This window comes from Pelomonas sp. Root1237 (assembly GCF_001425055.1).
Lineage (GTDB): Bacteria > Pseudomonadota > Gammaproteobacteria > Burkholderiales > Burkholderiaceae_C > Pelomonas.
Map to the genome: position 1 here is coordinate 536,851 of NZ_LMDK01000001.1, position 19,058 is coordinate 555,908.

19 protein-coding genes are annotated in these 19,058 nt (G+C 69.2%); 10 read left to right on the forward strand and 9 right to left on the reverse strand.

The window, feature by feature from the left end; all coding sequences use genetic code 11:
• The first annotated feature begins 130 nt into the window (after positions 1 to 130).
• Complete coding sequence (locus tag ASC91_RS02465) at positions 131 to 1,132, forward strand: murein transglycosylase A (protein WP_235531786.1); 1,002 nt, start codon at positions 131 to 133, stop codon at positions 1,130 to 1,132.
• Here the strand turns inward: ASC91_RS02465 and ASC91_RS02470 are convergent.
• Positions 1,116 to 1,397: a DUF427 domain-containing protein gene (locus tag ASC91_RS02470; RefSeq protein ID WP_056191728.1), complete on the reverse strand. Its 282-nt coding sequence runs from the start codon at positions 1,395 to 1,397 to the stop codon at positions 1,116 to 1,118. The two genes, ASC91_RS02465 and ASC91_RS02470, sit on opposite strands and share 17 nt — an antisense overlap.
• A 24-nt stretch (positions 1,398 to 1,421) precedes the next feature.
• Here ASC91_RS02470 and ASC91_RS02475 point away from each other — a divergent pair, with 24 nt between their 5' ends.
• From ASC91_RS02475 to ASC91_RS02495, 5 genes are all read left to right on the forward strand, one after another.
• Complete coding sequence (locus tag ASC91_RS02475; RefSeq protein ID WP_056191730.1) at positions 1,422 to 1,658, forward strand: hypothetical protein; 237 nt, start codon at positions 1,422 to 1,424, stop codon at positions 1,656 to 1,658.
• Positions 1,651 to 2,562 carry a fatty acid desaturase gene (locus tag ASC91_RS02480; protein ID WP_082532355.1) on the forward strand — a complete coding sequence of 304 codons (912 nt, stop codon included), beginning with the start codon at positions 1,651 to 1,653 and terminating at the stop codon, positions 2,560 to 2,562. Before ASC91_RS02475 ends, ASC91_RS02480 begins: the two co-directional genes overlap by 8 nt.
• An 85-nt stretch (positions 2,563 to 2,647) precedes the next feature.
• Positions 2,648 to 3,577, forward strand: coding sequence for an SRPBCC family protein (locus tag ASC91_RS02485; RefSeq protein WP_162247726.1), 930 nt, complete (start codon positions 2,648 to 2,650; stop codon positions 3,575 to 3,577).
• Positions 3,574 to 4,224 (forward strand): glutathione S-transferase family protein, encoded by a 651-nt coding sequence (locus tag ASC91_RS02490; protein WP_056191736.1) that lies wholly within the window; start codon positions 3,574 to 3,576, stop codon positions 4,222 to 4,224. Before ASC91_RS02485 ends, ASC91_RS02490 begins: the two co-directional genes overlap by 4 nt.
• A gap of 114 nt (positions 4,225 to 4,338) precedes the next feature.
• Positions 4,339 to 4,989 carry a PEP-CTERM sorting domain-containing protein gene (locus ASC91_RS02495; RefSeq protein ID WP_157281041.1) on the forward strand — a complete coding sequence of 217 codons (651 nt, stop codon included), beginning with the start codon at positions 4,339 to 4,341 and terminating at the stop codon, positions 4,987 to 4,989.
• 21 nt (positions 4,990 to 5,010) lie between these two features.
• Here the strand turns inward: ASC91_RS02495 and ASC91_RS02500 are convergent, their stop codons facing one another.
• From ASC91_RS02500 to ASC91_RS02510, 4 genes are all read right to left on the reverse strand, one after another.
• Positions 5,011 to 6,723, reverse strand: a complete 1,713-nt coding sequence (locus ASC91_RS02500) for an NAD(P)/FAD-dependent oxidoreductase (protein ID WP_056191740.1) — start codon at positions 6,721 to 6,723, stop codon at positions 5,011 to 5,013.
• A gap of 87 nt (positions 6,724 to 6,810) precedes the next feature.
• Positions 6,811 to 6,975, reverse strand: a complete 165-nt coding sequence (locus ASC91_RS29920) for a hypothetical protein (protein ID WP_200955205.1) — start codon at positions 6,973 to 6,975, stop codon at positions 6,811 to 6,813.
• Between the two features lie 66 nt (positions 6,976 to 7,041).
• Positions 7,042 to 9,150 (reverse strand): bifunctional diguanylate cyclase/phosphodiesterase, encoded by a 2,109-nt coding sequence (locus tag ASC91_RS02505; RefSeq protein WP_056191742.1) that lies wholly within the window; start codon positions 9,148 to 9,150, stop codon positions 7,042 to 7,044.
• Positions 9,151 to 9,172: 22 nt separating this feature from the next.
• The gene (locus ASC91_RS02510) at positions 9,173 to 9,541 is read right to left on the reverse strand and encodes a methylglyoxal synthase (RefSeq protein WP_056191744.1); all 369 of its coding nucleotides are present in this window, start codon (positions 9,539 to 9,541) and stop codon (positions 9,173 to 9,175) included.
• A 194-nt stretch (positions 9,542 to 9,735) separates the two neighbouring features.
• On the opposite strand from ASC91_RS02510, the gene ASC91_RS02515 reads away from it, so the two are divergent.
• Entirely contained in the window at positions 9,736 to 10,530 is a 795-nt protein-coding gene (locus ASC91_RS02515) for an isocitrate lyase/phosphoenolpyruvate mutase family protein (protein ID WP_056191746.1), read from the forward strand.
• On the opposite strand, the gene ASC91_RS02520 is transcribed toward ASC91_RS02515, so the two are convergent.
• Positions 10,521 to 11,144, reverse strand: a complete 624-nt coding sequence (locus ASC91_RS02520) for a hypothetical protein (RefSeq protein WP_056191748.1) — start codon at positions 11,142 to 11,144, stop codon at positions 10,521 to 10,523. The genes ASC91_RS02515 and ASC91_RS02520 overlap by 10 nt on opposite strands.
• A gap of 9 nt (positions 11,145 to 11,153) precedes the next feature.
• Positions 11,154 to 12,041 (reverse strand): EamA family transporter, encoded by an 888-nt coding sequence (locus tag ASC91_RS02525; RefSeq protein ID WP_200955212.1) that lies wholly within the window; start codon positions 12,039 to 12,041, stop codon positions 11,154 to 11,156.
• Between the two features lie 63 nt (positions 12,042 to 12,104).
• Here ASC91_RS02525 and ASC91_RS29925 point away from each other — a divergent pair, with 63 nt between their 5' ends.
• From ASC91_RS29925 to ASC91_RS02540, 3 genes are all read left to right on the forward strand, one after another.
• The gene (locus ASC91_RS29925) at positions 12,105 to 13,730 is read left to right on the forward strand and encodes a LuxR C-terminal-related transcriptional regulator (protein ID WP_056191752.1); all 1,626 of its coding nucleotides are present in this window, start codon (positions 12,105 to 12,107) and stop codon (positions 13,728 to 13,730) included.
• A 178-nt stretch (positions 13,731 to 13,908) separates the two neighbouring features.
• Positions 13,909 to 14,544 carry a hypothetical protein gene (locus tag ASC91_RS02535; RefSeq protein WP_056191754.1) on the forward strand — a complete coding sequence of 212 codons (636 nt, stop codon included), beginning with the start codon at positions 13,909 to 13,911 and terminating at the stop codon, positions 14,542 to 14,544.
• Positions 14,544 to 17,141 (forward strand): hypothetical protein, encoded by a 2,598-nt coding sequence (locus ASC91_RS02540; protein WP_056191756.1) that lies wholly within the window; start codon positions 14,544 to 14,546, stop codon positions 17,139 to 17,141. Before ASC91_RS02535 ends, ASC91_RS02540 begins: the two co-directional genes overlap by 1 nt.
• Here the strand turns inward: ASC91_RS02540 and ASC91_RS02545 are convergent.
• Positions 17,138 to 18,247 (reverse strand): diguanylate cyclase, encoded by a 1,110-nt coding sequence (locus ASC91_RS02545; protein WP_056191757.1) that lies wholly within the window; start codon positions 18,245 to 18,247, stop codon positions 17,138 to 17,140. The genes ASC91_RS02540 and ASC91_RS02545 overlap by 4 nt on opposite strands.
• Positions 18,248 to 18,314: 67 nt before the next feature.
• Positions 18,315 to 19,052: a metallophosphoesterase gene (locus ASC91_RS02550; RefSeq protein ID WP_056191760.1), complete on the reverse strand. Its 738-nt coding sequence runs from the start codon at positions 19,050 to 19,052 to the stop codon at positions 18,315 to 18,317.
• Positions 19,053 to 19,058 lie beyond the last annotated feature (6 nt).

Sequence of the window (19,058 nt, forward strand, 5' to 3'; positions counted from 1 at the left end):
GAGCGCGCCAAGGGCTTCGAGGGCGAGGAGCAGCATGGGGTGGTGGGCGCGTGGAGGGCTGGCCATCATTCTAGGAAGCCTCGCTGCCTGCTCATCTCCGCCGCTGCAGCCGCCTGAGCCCGCACCGACCGTGCCGGCCACGCCGCGGCCGGCGTCGCAGCGCTGGGTGGCCGCCGACTGGAAGGACCTGCCCGGCTGGGGCGGCGACGACCTGCTGGCCGCCTGGCCGGCTCTGCTGGCCAGCTGCCAGCGCCCCGCGCCCGGCTGGGCGGAGTTCTGTGCCCGCGCCGCGCTGCAGGCGCCCGCCGACCCGCTGGAGGCCACGCTGTTCCTGATGAAGCATCTGCGCCCCTGGCGGCTGCAGGGCGAAGGCGGCGAGACGACTGGGCTGCTGACGGGCTATTTCGAGCCCCAGCTCGCGGCCAGCCGTACGCGCCAGGGCGCCTTCCAGTGGGCGCTGCATGCGCTGCCCGCCGATGCCGCGCTGCGTCGCACGCCGCGCCGCGACATCGACACCCATCCGCGCTTCACGGCGCTGGAGCTGGCCTATGTCGACGACCCTTTTGCGCTGCTGCAAATCCAGATCCAGGGCTCGGGCCGTCTCGTCGTGCGTGATGCGGCTGGCGCCGAGCGCATCAGCCGCGTCGCCTACGCGGGCCACAACGATCAGCCCTTCCAGTCTGTCGCGCGCGTGCTGCTGGACCGTGGCGAGGTGGGCGACGCGACACCACGAACCCTGAGCGACTGGGCGCGCCGCAACCCGGCCAAGGTGCGCGACGCGCTGGCCGTCAACCCGCGCGTCGTCTACTTCCGCGAGGAGCCCCTGCCCGATGTGAACCAGGGCCCGCGCGGCGCCCAAGGCGTGCCGCTGACGCCGGGCCGTTCCGTCGCCATCGACCGCAGCTACATCGCGCTGGGCACGCCGCTGTGGCTGGACAGCACCGCGCCGTTGTCGACGACACCGCTGCGGCGCCTCGTGCTGGCCCAGGACACCGGCAGCGCCATCCAGGGCGCCGTGCGCGCCGACCTGTTCTGGGGCTGGGGTGAAGACGCCGCGCTGCAGGCCGGCCGCACCAAGCAGGCGCTGCGGCTGTGGGCGCTGTGGCCCGACGGATTTACTCCGAAACCTTGACGCCCTTCCAGAAGGCGTAGCGGCCCTTGATCTCGGCTGCGGCGGGCAGCGGGTCGGCGTAGTACCAGACCGCATCCGGGTTCATCTCGCCGTTGACGAACAGGCTCAGGTACTGCGCCTGGCCCTTCCAGGGGCAGCCGCTGCGGTGGTTGGAGAAGGTCGTGTATTCCTTCTTCAGCGCTTCGGCCGGAAAGTAGTGGTTGCCTTCGACGACCACCGTATCGTCGCTCTCGGCGATGGTTACGCCGTTCCACACTGCCTTCATCGCCTGCTCCGGGAGAATTGAGGGATGAGACGCTACCACTCCCACCTCGGCCGCGACATCGTCATCACCGGCGGCAGCGCCCGGGATCTCGACCCCGGGCAATTCGGCGTGCTCGCCATCGACGGCGGCGCGGTGGGCTGGGCGGTCGTGCACAAGGGGCCAGACGGCGAGGTCGTCGAACTCAACAACGAGATGCACTTCGAGACGCCAGAGGAAGCGCTGGCGTTTGCGAAGGAGTTGATCGAGATGCTCGATGCCTGAGCCGATGCGGGGCGACGTGATGACCGGGCGCATGCGTTACGCGCCGGTCAAGTCGCTCTGGCTGGTCGCCATGCTGATCGGAGCCGTCGCTGGCGGCATTCCCACCTTGGGCGTGGCGACGTTCACGCTGTTCGTCGGGCTCACGCTGCTGACGCTGCTGCTGGGCCACACGCTGGGCAGCCATCGCAAGCTGATCCACGACAGCTTTGGCTGCCCGCGCTGGCTGGAGATGGTCCTGGTGTGGTGGGGTGTGCAGGTGGGCCTGGCCGGGCCACTCGGCCTGAAGCGCCAGCATGACTTGCGCGACCTGGCCCAGCGCCGGTCCGATTGCCACCCCTATCTGCGCCACGGCCAGCCGTTCTGGAAGGATGCCTGGTGGCAGTTGCACTGCGACCTGGTGCTCGAAGACCCGCCGCCGCTGGGCGACCCGCGTGGCCTGCTGCAAGACGCCGTGCTGCGTTGGCTGGAGCGCACGTGGATGCTGCAAGTGCTGCTGACGGCGCTGCCGCTGTGGGTGCTCGGCGGTTGGGGCTTCGTGTGGTGGGGCTTGTGTGCGCGCGTGTCGGCCTGCGTGCTGGGGCACTGGCTGATCGGCTACTTCGCCCACAACCATGGCCGCCAGCCGGTGTTGCTGCCGGGCGTGGCCGTGCAGGGTCGCAACCTGCCATGGCTGTCGCTGATCACGATGGGCGAGTGCTGGCATAACAACCACCATGCCGACCCCGGCTCGGCCCGCCTGGGTGTGCGGTCGGGCGAGTGGGATCCGGGCTGGTGGTTGTTGCTCGCGTTGGCGAGGTGCGGGCTGGTCTGGCGCCTGCAGCGCCCCGGCGCGACCCTGCTTCAAGCCGCCCCCAGCTCAATCTTGGAAACTTCGACCGATGGACGCCCTGCCTCCCTTGCCTGAATGGGCCAGAGTCCAACCCGGACGACCTAGGACCAAGCTGCCGTTTTCCCGCGCGTGGCCGGTGGTCGCTGGCGTCCTGTTCGGCTTGGCGGTACGCCTCCTGGCCGAGGCCCGCCTTCCTTTCGGCCTCTATCCCATGATGTTCAGCTTCATCGTCATCGTGCCCTTCGCCGTGGGCGCAGTGACCGTCTATGTGGCGGAACGCAGCGAGCGCAGAACGGCGGGCTACCACTTCCGAGCGGGCTTTCTGGCCAATGTCTTCCTGATGCTGGGCACGCTGGCCATCCTGCTGGAGGGTCTGATCTGCGCCATCCTGATCGTGCCTTTGCTGGCGCTGATCGGCGGCTTGGGCGGCTTGGCCATGGGTTGGGTGTGCCACACCATGAACTGGCCCAAGTCGAGCGTGGGCGCAGTGGCAATCCTGCCGTTGCTGATGGCCGCCGTTGAAGCGCCCATGTCATTGCCGGACCGCTTTGGCAGCCTGCAGCACGAGCGCCTGATCGCGGCGGCGCCCGAGCAGGCCTGGAAGCAATTGATGGACATGCCGGTCATCCGGCCCGATGAGATGAAGGACGGCTGGATGTACCGCATCGGTGTGCCACCGCCCGTGTCCGGTGTGACGCGGCAGGACGGCGGGACGCTGGTGCGCCACGTCGAGATGGGTCGGGGCATCCGTTTCGACCAGGTCTCGACGGACTTGCAGCCGGCGCGCCGCGTGCGCTGGACCTACCGCTTCACGGCCGACTCCTTTCCGCCGCGCGCGATGGACGACCATGTCCGCATCGGGGGGCGCCATTTCGATCTGGTCGACACCGTCTACACGCTGGAGCCCGAGGGGGCCGGCACGCGGCTGAAGGTGGCCATGAGCTACCGTGTCAGCACGCAGTTCAACTGGTATGCCGAGCCCTTGGCACGTTGGTTGATCGGCGATTTCGAGACGGTGGCGTTGCGGCTTTACGCGCAACGGGCGGAAGAGATCGCGCGCCGGCAACAGCGTGGAGGCGAGACGACATGAGCGCCATCGAAACATCTGGGCTGACGCTGTATGGCGCCGCGGCCTCCGGCTCCGTCGCTGTCGAAGCCGCATTGACGCTGCTCGGGCTGTCCTACACGCTGATTGAGGGGGCCACCTGGGCCGAGTCCTCGGCCCGCGAGCGCGTCGCGCCGACCAACCCCATGCGGCAGATCCCGACGCTGCTGCTGCCCGATGGCGAGGTCATGACCGAGAGCGCAGCCATCCTGATCTACCTGGCCGACCTGCATCCCGAGGCGCGGCTGGCTCCCTCGCCCAGCGACCCGCTGCGCCGACAGTTCCTGCGCTGGATGCTGTACGTGTCGTCGGCCATCTATTCGCTGCACTGGATCAAGCCTGACGTGAAGCGCATCGGTGCGCCCGAAAGCTCGCGAGACGCCGTCATCCATGCAGTGCATGAGCGCATCGCCTTCTGCTGGTCCAACATGGACCGGCAGCTGACGCCTGGACGCTATCTGCTAGGCGAAGAGCTGACCGTGCTGGACCTCTACGTCGCCGTCATCTCCCGCTTCGGGCCGTGGCGAGAGCGGTTCTATGAGGTGGCGCCAGCGATGACCGCGGCAATTCGGCGCGTCGACGAGGAGCCGCGGCTAGCGGCGCTCTGGCGTGAGCGCATTCCCGAGCATTGAGGGCAGGCATCCCTTCATTGCAGGGGCTTTCGGGTTTGTCCCGGCCAGGCCGCTGCAGGCCCACTTTAGGATGCGCCCCTTGTCAACTGGACAGCATCGTCCAGGGAGGAATTGATGACCGCTCCTGCTCGCGCCCGAAGCGCCTCGCTGGCTGGCTTGATGGCTGGCTTGTTCGCTGCCTGCGGCTCGGCCCAGGCCGCCGTCCACCTGGACATCCAGCGCGTCGACGCCACCCACGTGCTCGTTACCGGCTCGGGCTTCATCGATGCCGGCACGCCAGCGCTCGGCGAAAACCATGCGCTCTTCGTCTATGACCTGTTCGCCGTGAACCCGGCCCATCTGGTCAACAGCTGGCTGCTGTGGCAGAACGACTTCAAGGTCGGCAACGTGTCCATTAACTTCGCCCATGACGCGGGCACCGGCTATGGAACGCCGCGGGACAACGTCGTCTATTTCGGCATGAGCCTGCCTGGCGCGCCCAATCCCTTCCCGGCGCTGCCGGTTGGGGCTCCCTTGTCCGGCTCGATGCTGTGGACGCTGACCGACGGTAGTCAGTTTGCCGCCGCGGGAAGTTCCGGCCTGTTGCGATGGGGCATGGACACCACCACCGACCCCTTCAACTTCGGCTTGGGCCCTTCGGTTGGCACCTGGAACATGGTCGCCGCGCCTGTGCCCGAGCCTGCCTCTGCGCTGCTGCTGGCGGCTGGCGGCCTGCTGTTGGCGAGCGCCATGCGAGGCCGCACTGTGAAGGCGAAATCGCGCTGATCGAGCCGTCTGGCGGTCTCCTCAAACCTGCCCGCCTGCCTTCGCCCCCTTGCCCTGCAGCACCGGCGCGTCCGACATGCCCAGCAGATCCGCCGCCAGCGCCTCGGCGACCTCGATGCCGTCCACGCCGGCGCTCATGATGCCGCCCGCATACCCCGCGCCTTCACCTGCCGGAAACAGCCCGCGCACATTGACGCTCTGGTAGTCCCGCCCGCGGTTGATGCGCAGCGGGGATGACGTGCGCGTCTCGACACCCGTCAGCACCGCATCCGGCCGATCAAAGCCACGGATCTGGCGTGCAAACGCCGGCAGGGCTTCGCGGATGGCTTCCAGGGCATACGACGGCAGCGAGCCGCGGCCCTTTTGCTGCAGGTCGGTCAACGTCACGCCCGGCTTGTAGCTCGGTGCCACGTCACCGAATTCCTTGCTGACCTGGCGCTTGACGAAGTCCCCCACCAGCGAGCCCGGCGCCAGGTAGCCGCCGCCGCCCAGCTCATAGGCGCGGCTTTCCCAGATACGTTGGAAGGCCATGCCGTCCAGCGGGTTCACGGGGCTGCCGTCGCGCTTGCCGTCCTGGCGGTAGTCCTCGGGCAGCAGGCCGACGACGATGCCGGCGTTGGCGTTGCGCTCGTTGCGCGAGTACTGGCTCATGCCGTTGGTGACGACGCGGTCAGGCTCGCTGGTGGCAGCCACCACGGTGCCGCCGGGGCACATGCAGAAGCTGTAGACCGAGCGGCCGTTCTTGGCGTGGTGGACGAGCTTGTAGTCGGCCGCGCCGAGGATCTCGTTGCCGGCGTGGACACCGAAGCGGGCCGCGTCAACCAGGCTCTGCGGGTGCTCGATGCGGTAGCCGATGGAAAAGGGCTTGGCTTCCATCTGCACGCCGCGGGCATGCAGCATCTGGAAGGTGTCGCGGGCGCTGTGGCCCAGCGCGATCACCACGTGGGTCGTGTCAATCTGCTCGCCGGATTCCAGCTGCACGCCGCGCACGGCACCATCCTCGATGAGCAGATCCGTCATCTTCTGCTGGAAGCGGATCTCGCCGCCCAGCGCCTCGATGTCGGCCCGCATCTTGATGATCATGCTGACCAGGCGGAAAGTGCCGATGTGCGGCTTGCTGACGAACAGGATCTCGTCGGGCGCGCCGGCCTTGACGAATTCGGTCAGCACCTTGCGCGTCAGGTGGCGTGGGTCGGAGATCTGGCTGTAGAGCTTGCCGTCGGAGAAGGTGCCGGCGCCGCCTTCGCCGAACTGCACATTGCTCTCGGGGTGGAGCTTCTGTTCGCGCCACAGGCCCCACGTGTCTTGCGTCCGCTCGCGCACGGCCTTGCCCCGTTCCAGCACGATGGGGCGCAGGCCCATCTGGGCCAGGATCAGCGCGGCGAACAGGCCGCAGGGGCCGAAGCCGACGACGACGGGGCGTGGGCCGGTGTACTCGCCCCGATCCTTTCCAAATTGGGCGAGGAAGTGGTAGCCCGTGTCGGGCGTGGGCCGGATCTGGTGGTCGCCGGCAAAGCGCGCCAGCAAGGCGGCTTCGTCGATGCCTTCAGCCAGCGCGCAGTCCAGCGTGTAGACCAGTTGGATGTCGCTGCGCTTGCGGGCGTCATAGCCGCGGCGGAACACCTGGATGGTGGCCAGCTCGGCGTCGGCGAGCTTGAGCCGCGCCAGCACGGCGGGTCGCAACGCGTCTTCGGTATGGCTGAGCGGCAGGCGGAGTTCGGTGATGCGGATCATGGTGGTCAGGATTTAGCCGACAACAAAAACAAACAGGCCCCGCAGGGCCTGTGTGTGAGGAAGATCGTCAGGCGATCAGCCCGTCAATCAACCCGAATGCGGGCGCTTGCCCGGGTTCTTCTTGGAGCGGGTGTGCGAACCGCGCTCCAGGCTGCTCAGCTGGCCCTTGCCGGCGGTGAAGGTCACGCCCTTGGGGGCTTCGGGACGGGGGGTGGCGCGGCGAGCCGCTTCGGTGATGATCTTGTTGCCCATGATGGCTCCGTAAACAAAAGCCCACAGCAGGGGCGAAACGCAAAACAGCGACGAAAGGCGCGGATTTTAGCCTGTTCGGCCCAACCAGGCTTCAAAGTCCGGCAGATCCATCGGCCGGGCCAGCAGATAGCCCTGGATGAGATCACAGCCGCAGGCCGTGATGCAGTCCAGTTCGGCGGCGTTTTCCACCCCTTCGGCGGTCACCTTGAGGCCCAGGCCCTGGCCCACGCCGACGATGGATTTCAGCAGGGCCTGGCGGCGTGGGTCGCCGTCCACGTCCTGCACGAAGCTGCGGTCGATCTTGAGTTCATCCACCGGCAGGTGCTGCAAATAGGCCAGCGACGACTGGCCGGTGCCGAAGTCGTCGATGGCCAGGCTCACGCCCCAGGCCTTCAACGCGTTCAGCACGGCGATGGGATCGGTGCCGCTGGACATCAGGCCGGTCTCGGTGACCTCCAGCTGCAGCTGGCCGGGGTCGACGCGGTATTCGGCCAGCAGGGCGGCCAGGCGGGCCGGCAGGGTCTGGTCCTGGATGTCCAGCGTCGAGATGTTGACGGCAATGCTCATGGGCTCGCGGCCCTCGGCCTCCCAGGCTGCCAGGGTGCGCACGGCGCGAGCCAGCATCCAGTCGGTGATCTGGCGGATGCGGCCGCTGCGCTCGGCAAACGGGATGAAGTCGCCCGGTGGCAGCCAGCCGCGCTGCGGGTGCTGCCAGCGCACCAGGGCCTCGGCGCCGGTGATGCGGCCAGTCTTCAAGCAGCGCTTGGGCTGCAGGAACTGGCGCAGCTGGTCCTGCTGGATGGCAGTGGCCAGGTCAGACAGCAGGCTCAAGTGCAGGGCGCGCGAGGCCTCGGCGCTGGGGTTGAAGACGGCAACGTCCTGGCGCAGGCGCTTGGCCTCGAACATGGCCTGCTCGGCACGGCGCAGCAGGGCCTCGGTGTCAGCGGCATGCTCCGGCCAATGGGCCACGCCGAGCGACACCGACAGGTCCAGCGACTGGCCCTGCCAGCTGAGCTTGTGCTCGACCTCTTCGCGCAACTGGGCGGCCAGCGCGTTGGCATGGTCCAGCCGTGCCACGGGGGCGAGGGCCGCGAAGGTGCCGCCGGCCAGACGCCCGTAGGCGGCGACGCCTTCGAACAGGCCCTCCAGCTTGGCTGCCGCACCGCGCAGCAACGCGTCGCCCGCGTCAAAGCCCAGCACGCTGTTGACCGCCTTGAGCCGGTCGACGTCGATGCAGATCAACACGGCCAGCTGCTCGCGCTCGGGCAGGTTGGCCAGCAGCCGGTCGCCGTCGGCGATGAAGCGGGCGCGCTGGGGCAGGCCGGTCAGCAGGTCGATGTCGGCCAGGCGGCGCAACTCGGCCTCGCGCTCGCCGACGGCGGCGGCCATGGTGTTCATCGCCGCGGCCATGTGGCCGAGCTCGTCGGCCGAGTCCACCTCGATGCGGTGGCCGTACTGGCCCTGCGCGATCAGCTCGGCGCCGTCCTCGGCGCGCTTGAGCGGGATGACGATGGAGCGCGTGACGCCCACCGCCAGCAGCGCCCCGGCGACGAGGGCGCCGATGCACAGGGCCAGCACGCCGGTGCGGTCGACGTCGATCTGGTCGCGCAGCTCACGGGCCTGGGCCGTGCCCGCACGCTCCTCGCTGGCCGCGAGCTGGTGGATGGCGCTGACAAAGAGGGACAGGGCCGATTCGGTGTCACTGCCCAGCAGGGCGCGGGCGGCCTGGAAATCGTCGCGCTCGATGAGGTTGCGCACGTCGACATAGCTGGCGCGGTAGTCGGCCAGCCGCAGGCGCACCTCGGACAGGCGATCGGTGCGGGGCCCCAGTGGCAGCACCATGGCCAGACGCTGCATGGCGTCGTCGAGCCGATTGTTGGCCGACGCGATCTCGGGGTAGGCCGACACGCGCAGCTCGGCGTCGGGGCTCATCAGCACCAGCAGCTTGCGGGCGACGGCCTCGGCATTGCGGTTGATCTCGTTGACCGAGTCGCGGATGACGGCCTGGTCGTCGACGATGCGGTTCAGCGCATCCGACAGCCCCGTGAGGCGATAAACCGACAGGGCGGCGAGGCCCATCAGCAGCAGCAGCAGCAGACCGAAGGCCAGGCCCAGGCGGGTGCGTATGCGCAGCCGCCGCGACAGCCGGCTCAGGGGCCTGTCGAGGCTGCTCATGGGGCCGACGGCATCTCAGGCGTCATGCAGCGCTCCAGCGCGTCAGCAGCAGCCGCGCGGTGGCCACGTTGGTGGCGCAGGGCACGTCGTGCACGTCGCAGGCGCGCACCAGCGCGTTGATGTCGGGCTCGTGCGGCTGGGGCGTCATCGGGTCGCGCAGGAAGATGACGCCGTCCAGGTCGCCCACCGCCAGCCGCGCGCCGATCTGCAGGTCACCGCCCATCGGGCCGCTGAGCATGCGCTCGATGGTCAGGCCATGGGCTGCGTTCAGCCGGGTGCCCGTGGTGCCGGTGGCCATCAGCTGGCAGCGGCGCAGCAGCGGCAGGAAGTCGGCGACCAGGGAGATCATGGCGTCCTTTTTGCCGTCGTGGGCGATCAAGGCAAGCTTCATGGTCGGAAAGGCGGGGAGTTCTGCAAAGGATTGACGTTACACGCAAGACGTGACCATAAACGCGCAAGACTTGGCACATTGCCGGTCTGGCGGCACCTGTTACTCGATGTACCCGCCGCCGGCCTGCTGCCATGGTCTGGCAGCGGGGCTCGGCAGCATCGCCAATCTATCTCGCCAACCCCGCAAAAGACACCATGAACTTCCGCCAGCTCCACCAGGGCCCCGGGCTCCTGAAGATCGCCAACGTCTGGGACGCCGGCAGCGCCGTCCTGGTCCAGGCCTTGGGCGTGCCGGCCCTGGCCACGACCAGCGCCGGCCTGGCCTGGGCCCTGGGCTACCCGGATGGCAACCACCTGCCGGTCGACGAGCATGCCGCGGCACTGCGCCGCATCGCCCGCGTCGCCCGCGTGCCGCTGTCGGCTGACAGCGAGGCCGGCTACAGCGACGACCCGGCGGTGGTGGCCGACAACATCCTGAAGTTCGCCGAAGCCGGCGCCGCCGGTATCAACATCGAGGACGGTGCCGGAGCGCCCGCCCTGCTGTGCCGCAAGATCGAGGCCATCAAGGCCGCCGCGGCGCGGGCCGGTGTCGATATCTTCATCAATGCGCGTTGCGATGTCTGGCTGAAGAACCTGGCGCCCGGCCGGGCGGTCGAGGAAGTGCTGCTGCGGGCGCGCGACTATGCAGCGGCGGGCGCCGATGGCCTGTTTGCCCCTGGCGTGACGGCCGTGGCAGACATCGAGGCCCTGGTGGGCGGCCAGCCCCTGCCGTTGAACGTGATGGCGCGGCCGGTGCTGCCGGGCCTTGACGAACTCCAGCGCCTGGGTGTGCGCCGCATTTCGGCCGGCAGCGCCATCGCCGAGGCGGCCTGGGGCCGGGCGCAGCGTGCGGCGACGGGCTTCCTTGAGCATGGTGCTGGCGCTGAGCTGTTCGACGGCGCCGCGCCCTATCCGCAGATCAATGGCGCCCTGGCTTCGGCTCAAGGCTGAAGCGACACCCGCAGCTGCAGTTCACGCTCGGGCCGGCCGGCGGCATCCGCGCTGCTCAAGGTGCCCTTGGGAGCGGGGGATGCCGCAGTGCCGCTGCGTGCGACGGTCTGCCAGCGGTCCAGCGCCAGCTGCAGCGTCGACTGGAAGGCGTGGTCGTCCTGGTCGATGTCGAACGCGACCTGCACCGGCGCCTTGCCGCCGGGCCAGGTGGGCGTCACGGTGAAGCTCTGCACCGAGCGGCGCTCGGCGCTTCGCGGGCTGGCGTAGACGCGTTGCGGCGTGCGCGACGTTGGGTCGAGTTCGACCACCGTGTCCACCCATTGCAGCGGCTCGCGCGTCGTCAGCGTCAGCGTGCCGCGCCGGCCGTTCAGCACGTTCAGGCGCTGGATCTGCTGGGGCGCTGGCGCCGCGGTCGAGGTGACGATGCCGGCGCCGCGCGGCGAGATCGAGCCCGCCGTGCCGACCACGACCGCACCGTCGCGCACGGCGGCCTGTGCGGCGGGCGGCAGGTTGGAATCCACCCAGCGCAGCTCGACGATGAGCTGCACGGCGGGTGGGGCGGCGGTGGCCCAGGGCGCAACCAGGACCAGCAGGAGCAGGAGGCGGCGCTTCATGCGCCCAGCTTATTCCTCAACGGCCTTGGACTTGACCGCCAAAAGCCGCGGTCCGAACAGGTTGATTGCCAGACCGGCCAGCACCAGGGCTGCGGCGATGAGCTTCCAGGGCGGCAGCGGCTCGCCGAGCAGCACCGCGGCCGAACCCATGCCGAACACCGGTACCAGCAGCGCCATGGGCACGATGCGCCCGGCCGGGTGGCGGGCCAGCAGCCAGCTCCAGACACCATAGCCGAACAGCGTGTTGCCGACCGACTGCCACAGCACCGCCGTCCAGGTGCCGAGGTCCGACGCCGCCAGGCCCGCGGCCATCTGCTGCGGTCCGTCGATCAGCAGTGCCAGCAGCAGCAGCGGCGGCACCGCGAAGGCGCTGCTCCAGACGACGTAGGCGAGCATGTCGATGCGGCCGGCGCGCTGCGTCAGCAGGTTGGCGCAGGCCCACGAGAAGGCGGCCGCCAGCACCATGGCGATGCCCACCGCCGTGGTGGTGCCGTCGGTGTGCGAGGCGATCACAACAATGCCGCTGGCTGCCAGCACCAGCCCCAGCCATTGCGCGCCCAGCACCTTCTCCTTGCGGATGCGCACCGCCAGCAGCAGCGTGAAGAACACCTGGGTCTGCACGACCAGCGAGGCCAGGCCGGGCGAGATCTGGCTGCGCATGGCGAGATACAGCAGGCCGAACTGGCCCACGCCGATGAGGATGCCGTAGCCCGCCAGATTGCCCCAGCCCACCTGCGGCCGGCGCAGGAAGAAGCAGGCCGGCACCAGGGCGAAGCTGAAGCGCAGCACGGCCAGCGTCATCGGCGGCAGCGTGTGCAGGGCGTATTTGATGACGACGAAATTGCTGCCCCAGATCGCCACGACCGCCAGTGCGAGCAGGAAATGGCGCAGCGGCAGGGTCTGTGCGGAGGGGGATGACATGGAGGCAGTCTAGGCGGAGGTACTTCTACAATTTTTGCCATGGATTTCCTCGTTCCCGCCACGGCGCTGGCCGGCCTTGAAGCGGCCGCGCAGGGCGGCGAGGCGGCAGCGCTGGCCGAGTTGGCCTGGCAGCTGCGCCAGCGTGACAGCCGCCGCGCGCTGGCCCTGTGTGAGCAGGTTCTGGCCATGGCGAGTCTCACGCCTTCATTGCAGGCCCGGCTGGCGCTCTCGCGTTGCGAAATCGCCGCCCTGCAGGGGCGGCTCGACGAGGCCGAAACGCAGCTGGCGCAGGCTCGGCGCAGCGGCGGCGGGGCCACGCTGGAGGGTGATGCCTTGCTGGCCGAGGCCGTCGTCGCCAAGGCGCGCGGCCAGCGCGAGCGCGAGCTGGGCGCCTATGCCCGTGCCGCGGCCTGCCACGCACGCGGGCCTGACCCGCGCCGCCAGGCCATCGCCCGCGCCTGGCTGGCCTATGAGCAGTCCTTCGCGACGCCAGCCGATGCGGACGCACCCGCGGCCGAGCCCGCTGCGGCTGCCTTTGCCGACGCTGCGCTGGCGCTGCCGCTGTCCCGCCGCGACCCGGCGCGCGCAGCGGCGCTCTTCCTGCGTGCGGCCGATGCGGCCCGCCACTGGGGCCTGCTGCGGCACGCCCTGGTCTGCACCATCAATGCCGGTACGGCCCTGCAGGGCCTGGGCGAGTTTGACCGCGCAGCTGCCTGCTACGACCAGGCGACGCTGGAATCGCGCGCGGCCGGTTGGCCGGCCTTGATCGGCGCCTGCGAGACGCGGCTGGGCGCGCTGCTGAAGGAGATCGGCCGCCTCGATGAAGCGCTCGTGCTGCTGGGCGACGCGCTGGCCTCGCTGGCGGGCGTGCCGCCTGGCATCAACAAGGCCAACGCCTGTGCCGAACTGGCCCAGACGCTGCTGGCCCTGGGCCGCGGCGTCGAGGCGGTCGGCCCCATGACCGAGGCGATCGCGATGTACCGCGCGGTGCGCTCTACAGACAACCTGACGGTCAACCTGCTGGGCCTGGCGCGGGCGCTGTCGGCGGCAGGCCAGGTGGACGTGGCGCAGGCTGCGCTGGATGAAGCGGAGCAGCTGATCGCACGCCATGGCTTCAACGCGCTGGTCGTCGGCGTGCAGGAGGCGCTGACCGAGATCCACCGCCGGCACCCGCACCTGGCGCCGCCGCCCGGCCTGGTGTTGCCAAACGCGACGCTGCACCACGGCGAGGCGACGCTGGCCGAGGGGCTGAAGATTGTCGGCTGGAAGGCGCCGGCCTCCCTGCACGTGGCCCTGGCCGAGGACTGGGCCGCGGCCGGCGACATGGGCCGGGCCTATGGCCATGCCCGCCAGGCCCTGGCGCTGAAGGACGGCGAGACCGAGCGCATGCGGCTCAGCCAGACGCCGGCGGCGCTGCGCCGCGGCGCCGTGCCGCAGGGCGCGGGCGCAACGGCCGCCGAGCGCCTGCTCAGCCCCAAGGAGCGCGAGGTGCTGGTGCTGGTGGCGCGCGGCTACGCCAACAAGGAAATCGCCACGGCGCTGGCGGTCAGCGACGAGACGGTCAAGTCGCATCTGAAGAAGATCTACGCCAAGCTGGAGGCCGGCTCGCGCAAGCACGCGGTGACGCGAGCGCGGGCGCTGGGAGTCATCGGCGTGGCGGGCTGACCGGGTTTTTCCTCCCCGCGCTCGCGGGTCCCCCGCCGCGGGGGATGGGCGGGGTCGGGAGGCGGCCGCACAGTGCCCTCACCCCGGACAAGACGACCACGAGCCCGGGCCGGCGGCATGAGCGCGGGCCCTGGGTTGGCGGAGCGCTGTCCGCCCGCAAACCCAACCGCTTTTCGCCATGAACCGAGAACCCCTTTCCGCGCTGCGGCGCCTGGCCCTGCTGGGCGGCCTGGCCGCCTTGCTGGCGCCAGCCGCACACGCCACCCAACTGGTGCACCAGAACCTCAAGCAGATGATCGCGGCCGCCGACGTCATCGTCAGTGGCGATGTCGCCAAGGTCAGTGACGGCATCGACCGCGGCGTGCCGTTCACGGAAGTGACGCTCAAGGTCAAGGGCAGCGTCAAGCGTGAGCTGGCGACGGACAGCAGCTACCGCTTCCGCCAGTACGGCCTGCTGAAGAACCGCCGCATGGCCGATGGCAAATACCTGCTGGCCACACGCATCGAGGGCCTGCCGGGCTGGACGGTCGGCGAGAAGGTGACCGTCTTCATGAACAAGCCCTCGGTCCGCACGGGCCTGACCAGCCCGGTGGGCCTGGCCCAGGGCAAGCTGACCGGCAGCGGGCCGAAGCTGGCCAATGCCTTCGACAACCGCGGCCTGTTCCAGGGCATGAGCGTGGACCCGGCGGTGCTGAGCCCGCTCGAGGCCGAGATGCTGACCCGCAACAGCGGCGCCGTCGACGGTGGTGTGCTGAACCAACTCGTGAAGCGCGCGGTGCGTGAGCAGTGGATCCAAAAGGGAGTGATGCGCTGATGAACGCCTTTGTCTTCAAATTCCCGCTCGCGGCAGCCCTGCTGGCTGCTGCTTCGCTGGCTCAGGCCGCCGGCCCGCTGCTGCTGACCGAGCACCCGCGCAACCCGCAGCCGCTGCGTTGGGACACGAGCAAGCCCATCCAGGTCTACACCGACATCGGACCGCTGACCTACCGCGACAGCGGCACGGAGTTCCTCAGCAACACTCAGGCCGACAGGATCACCGCCTTTGCGCTGAAGCAGTGGAGCGATGTGCCGACCTCGACCTGGAAAGCCGTCACCGACCCGGCCAAGTTCAAGAAGTTCAGCCAGCTCGCGGGCGTCGGCGTGGACGTGAAGGACGGCGAGACCGCCAAGCGCGTCTATGGCCAGGCGCTGGAGGGCGGCATCTACGTCATCTACGACCAGCGCGGCCAGGTCATCGAGGAGTATTTCGGCGTGCCCAAGGACCAGGTGCTGGGCATCGCCTTCGCCGAGATCGCCGAGGACCGCGACGGCGACGGCTACCCCGAGACCATCGTCAAGGCCACGGCCGTCATGAACGGCTATGTCGTGCCGCATGAGCCGTTGGACCCAGACCAGCCCTGGATGCCGCCGCCCGACATCGACGGCAAGCGCATCGCCGGCGTGTTCACGCACGAGTTCGGCCACGCCATCAACCTGTCGCACTCGCAGGTCAACGGCACCATGGCCTATTTCAGCCACCCCTACTACTACGAGGCCTTCCCAGGCGTGCCGGGCTGCGTGCCGGCCCTGCATTCCTGGCGCGACGACGATCCGGCGGCGAAAAAGATCGATCCGAAGTACATCGAGACGATGTTCCCCTTCATCGACCCGACCTTCCCCGATGCCAACGGCCGCAACGCCGGTTACGAGCAAAGTACGGTGGACCGCAGCGACGACATGGCGGGCATCTCCGACCTCTACCCGAGCGCAACCTACCTGAAGACGCGCGGCTCGGTGGCTGGCACGCTGTTCCTGAAGGATGGCCGCACGCCCTATGGCGGCATCAATATCGTCGCCCGCAACGTTGCCGACCCGCTCGGCGACGCGATCTCGGCGATGAGCGGCGACAAGACGCAGGGCCTGGTCGGCCCCGACGGGCGCTTTCGCATCAACAACCTGAAGCCCGGGCAGAAGTACGTGCTCTACCTGGAGGAGATCGTCGCTGGCGGCTATCCGACGACGCCGACCGCCCTGGTCTCCGAGGCCGAGTACTGGAACAGCAACGAGCAGTCCAACGCGGCCAACGACCGCGCCTGCACGGCCAGCGCGATCACGGCCGAGGCGGGTGTCACCAAGACGGCCAACTTCTACTTCAATGGCTACAAGGACGGCGTGCAGTACACGCCCATCGTCTACGGCTTCCTGGGCAGCATGTCCAAGGACGGCGAGCGCGCGGCGGGCTGGATCGACAACAAGCCCTTCGTCTGGGACTCGCGCAGCGGTGTTGAATGGGCGCCGGACGGTGTTGCGGGCGTCAACACCAGCATCACGCGCGACGGCCGCAAGCTCATCGTGCAGGCCGACCTCAACGGCAACGTCATCGGCACCGATGGCGAAGGCCAGCCGGTGAAGACCAACTCGGCCACGATCTGGGACACCCGCACCGGCGGCCTGACCGACCTGGGCAACCTCAACCGCGACCGCTGCGGCGGCAGCAGCCAGATCGGCGTCAGCAGCAGCTACGGCTGGGCGCTCGATTCGACCGGCCGCACGGCCGTCGGCACGGCCTATGTGGACCGCAATGGCGATGGCAGCTGCGAAGGTGGCTGGTCCGGCGACGCCACCATCGGCGGCGAAGTCATCCCCTTCATCTGGACGGCGGGCCGCGGCATGCGCGCGCTGAGCCTGGACGGCGTGGACCTGAGCGCCGAGCCCTGGCACCGGGCGCATGCGGTCTCGGCCGACGGCCGCGTGGTGCTGGGCAACAGCAACTTCATGAAGGCCTATGCCTGGATTGACGAGGGCAAGCCGATCGACCTCTACAAGGCCGTCGGTGCCATCGACGGCTATGCGATGACGCCCGACGCTGGCCGCGTGGCGCTGAACACGGAGCGCGACGGCGTCGTGTTCTGGAATGCCAACAAGGGCAGCAAGGCCAGCGCCTTCACGAAGTTCAGGCAGATGCAGTGGTGCGTGGACATGCCGCTGCTGGGCCTGGACGTGACCTGCGAGAGCGAGGGCGCCGCAGCCATCCAGCAGCAGTTCGGCGCCATCCCCGTGCAGGTGGCCGACATCAGCGACGACGGCAAGATGATGATCGGCTCGGCCGGTGTCTGGTTCAGCGGCCTGCGCGGCGTGCTGTGGCTGGAGGACATCGGCTGGATCCAGCTCAGCGACTTCTTCCGCACCCAGGGCGTGGCCGAGGCCTATCGCTACGGCCTGGACGGCCCGGCGTCGATGAACGCGGCCGGCAACGAGATCGTCGGCGGCATCCCGGGCTACCCGATGAGCTGGTATGTCGACCTGAAGAAGGCCTTCGTCTGCAAGCATGGCAACTCGACCGAGGTCGGTTTCCCGAGCGAGTTCGTCGACGAAGTGAAGCACGGCGCCCGCATGGGCCGCTGCGAGCATCTGCGGCACTCCGACCGCTAGTCGATGCAGGTGCGGTTGCGCCCTTCCGCCTTGGCCTTGTAGAGCAGGCGGTCGGCGCGCTCCAGGGTCTGGGCCAGGGTGTCGCCGCGGCGGTGCCCGGTCAGGCCGATGGAGACGGTGATCGCCACCTGCTTGTCGTCACCAATGTCGATGCGCAAGGCGGCGGTCTGTTGGCGCAACCTCTCCATGCCGGCCACGGCCGGCGGCATGGCGGTGTCGGGCAGCAGCACGAGGAACTCCTCGCCGCCCCAGCGCGCCAGCACGTCGGTGCCGCGCATGGCGGTCTGGCCGCCCTGGGCGAAGGCGCGCAGCACGGCATCGCCGGCCGCATGGCCGTGCTCATCATTGACGCGCTTGAAGTGGTCCAGATCGACGAGGGCGATGCAGAAGTCGTGGGGGTGGCGAAGCGATCGCAACAGCTCCTGGTCCATCAGCGCCTGCACCTGGCGGCGGTTGGGCAGGCCGGTCAACTCGTCGCGCGTGGCGATGGCCTGCAACTGGGCCAGCGCCCGGGCCAGCTCCTCGCGCTGCTCGGACAGGCGGCGGCGGATGCGGCTCAGCCGCGCCGTCAGCACGGCCACGGCGGGCAGCATGCAGGCCAGCATGACGAAATGACCGAACTCCACCTCGGGCGGGTAGGCCGCAGGCTGGAGCCAGGCCATGGTGCCCATGACGATGGCGAACAGCGCGAGCGCAAAGAAGCTCAGCACATAGGCGCTGCGCGCGCGCAGCTGGAACATGCCGAACATCAGGATCAGCGTCAGCACCGGGAAGGCGCCACCGCGCAGCAGCCCGGCCTGCGCATAGCCCAGGGCCGCGCAGCTGATCGCGAAGGCGATCTGTACGCTGGTCAGCGAGGGGTCGGTGAAGCGCCGCGACCAGCCGCTGCGGATGGCGGCATAGATCAGCGCCATGCCCCCCAGGGAATAGCCCGTCCAGGCCCAGAGCAGCGGTCCGAATTCTCGGCCGCTGACGTCAACGGCGTAATACAGCATCACCGCACTGATGCCCATCAGCGCCATCGCGAGCGAGGTCTGGCGCAGCCGCAGGCGCTGGGCTGGTTCGCTGCCCAGCCACAGGTCGCCGAGCCGACGGAGGTGCGACATCGCCATGGCGCTAGCCTACCGCGCCGGCGGTGCCGGGCCTTGCCCGCCTGCGTCCTTGTTCGAGCCTTCAGCCCACGTAGCCGGTCTGCAACGCTTGCGCCCAGTCGGGCCGGCCGTTGCGCGCGGCCAATGTGGCCATCGCGCCGTGGTCATAGGGCACCGCGTGCTGGGCACAGTGCCAGGCGCCGTCGAGCTTCTCGACGATGGCGTAGGTCGCGTCGGGCGTGCCGCGCTCGACGACATAGCGCTCCGGCTCATCGTCCACATAGGCCTGCAGGCCGACGCTGCCGGGGTTGACGAGAACCTGGTTGCTGACCACGCGCAGAAAACGCGGCAGATGGCTGTGGCCGCAGGCGATCAGTGCGCTGCGTTGATCGCCCAGGCGCTCGGCGATCTCGGCGGCCGTGGCCAGGCCGAGTACGCCGCCGCGCGGGGTTTCCAGGAAGTGCTCGCAGTCACTGCGTGGCGTGCCGTGGCACAGGAAGATGTCCGGCGCCCATTGCCACATCGGCTGCAGACTGCGCAGCCAGTCGAGCTCCGGCGTGCCGAGCGTGGACAGCGCATAGCCGTCGGAGGCGCCACCGGCGTCGGGCTGCCATTCGAGGATCTGGCGTTCGTGGTTGCCGGCCAGGATGGGCCAGCCCGAGGCCATCAGGAACTGCGCCGTCTCGCGCGGCATCAGCGGGCCGGAGAGGTTGTCGCCCAGGCACAGCACTTGGTCGGCGCCGCGGCGGCGGATGTCGGCGGCAACAGCTTCAAGGGCGGGCAGATTGCCATGGATGTCTGAGACGAGGGCGATGCGCATGATCTC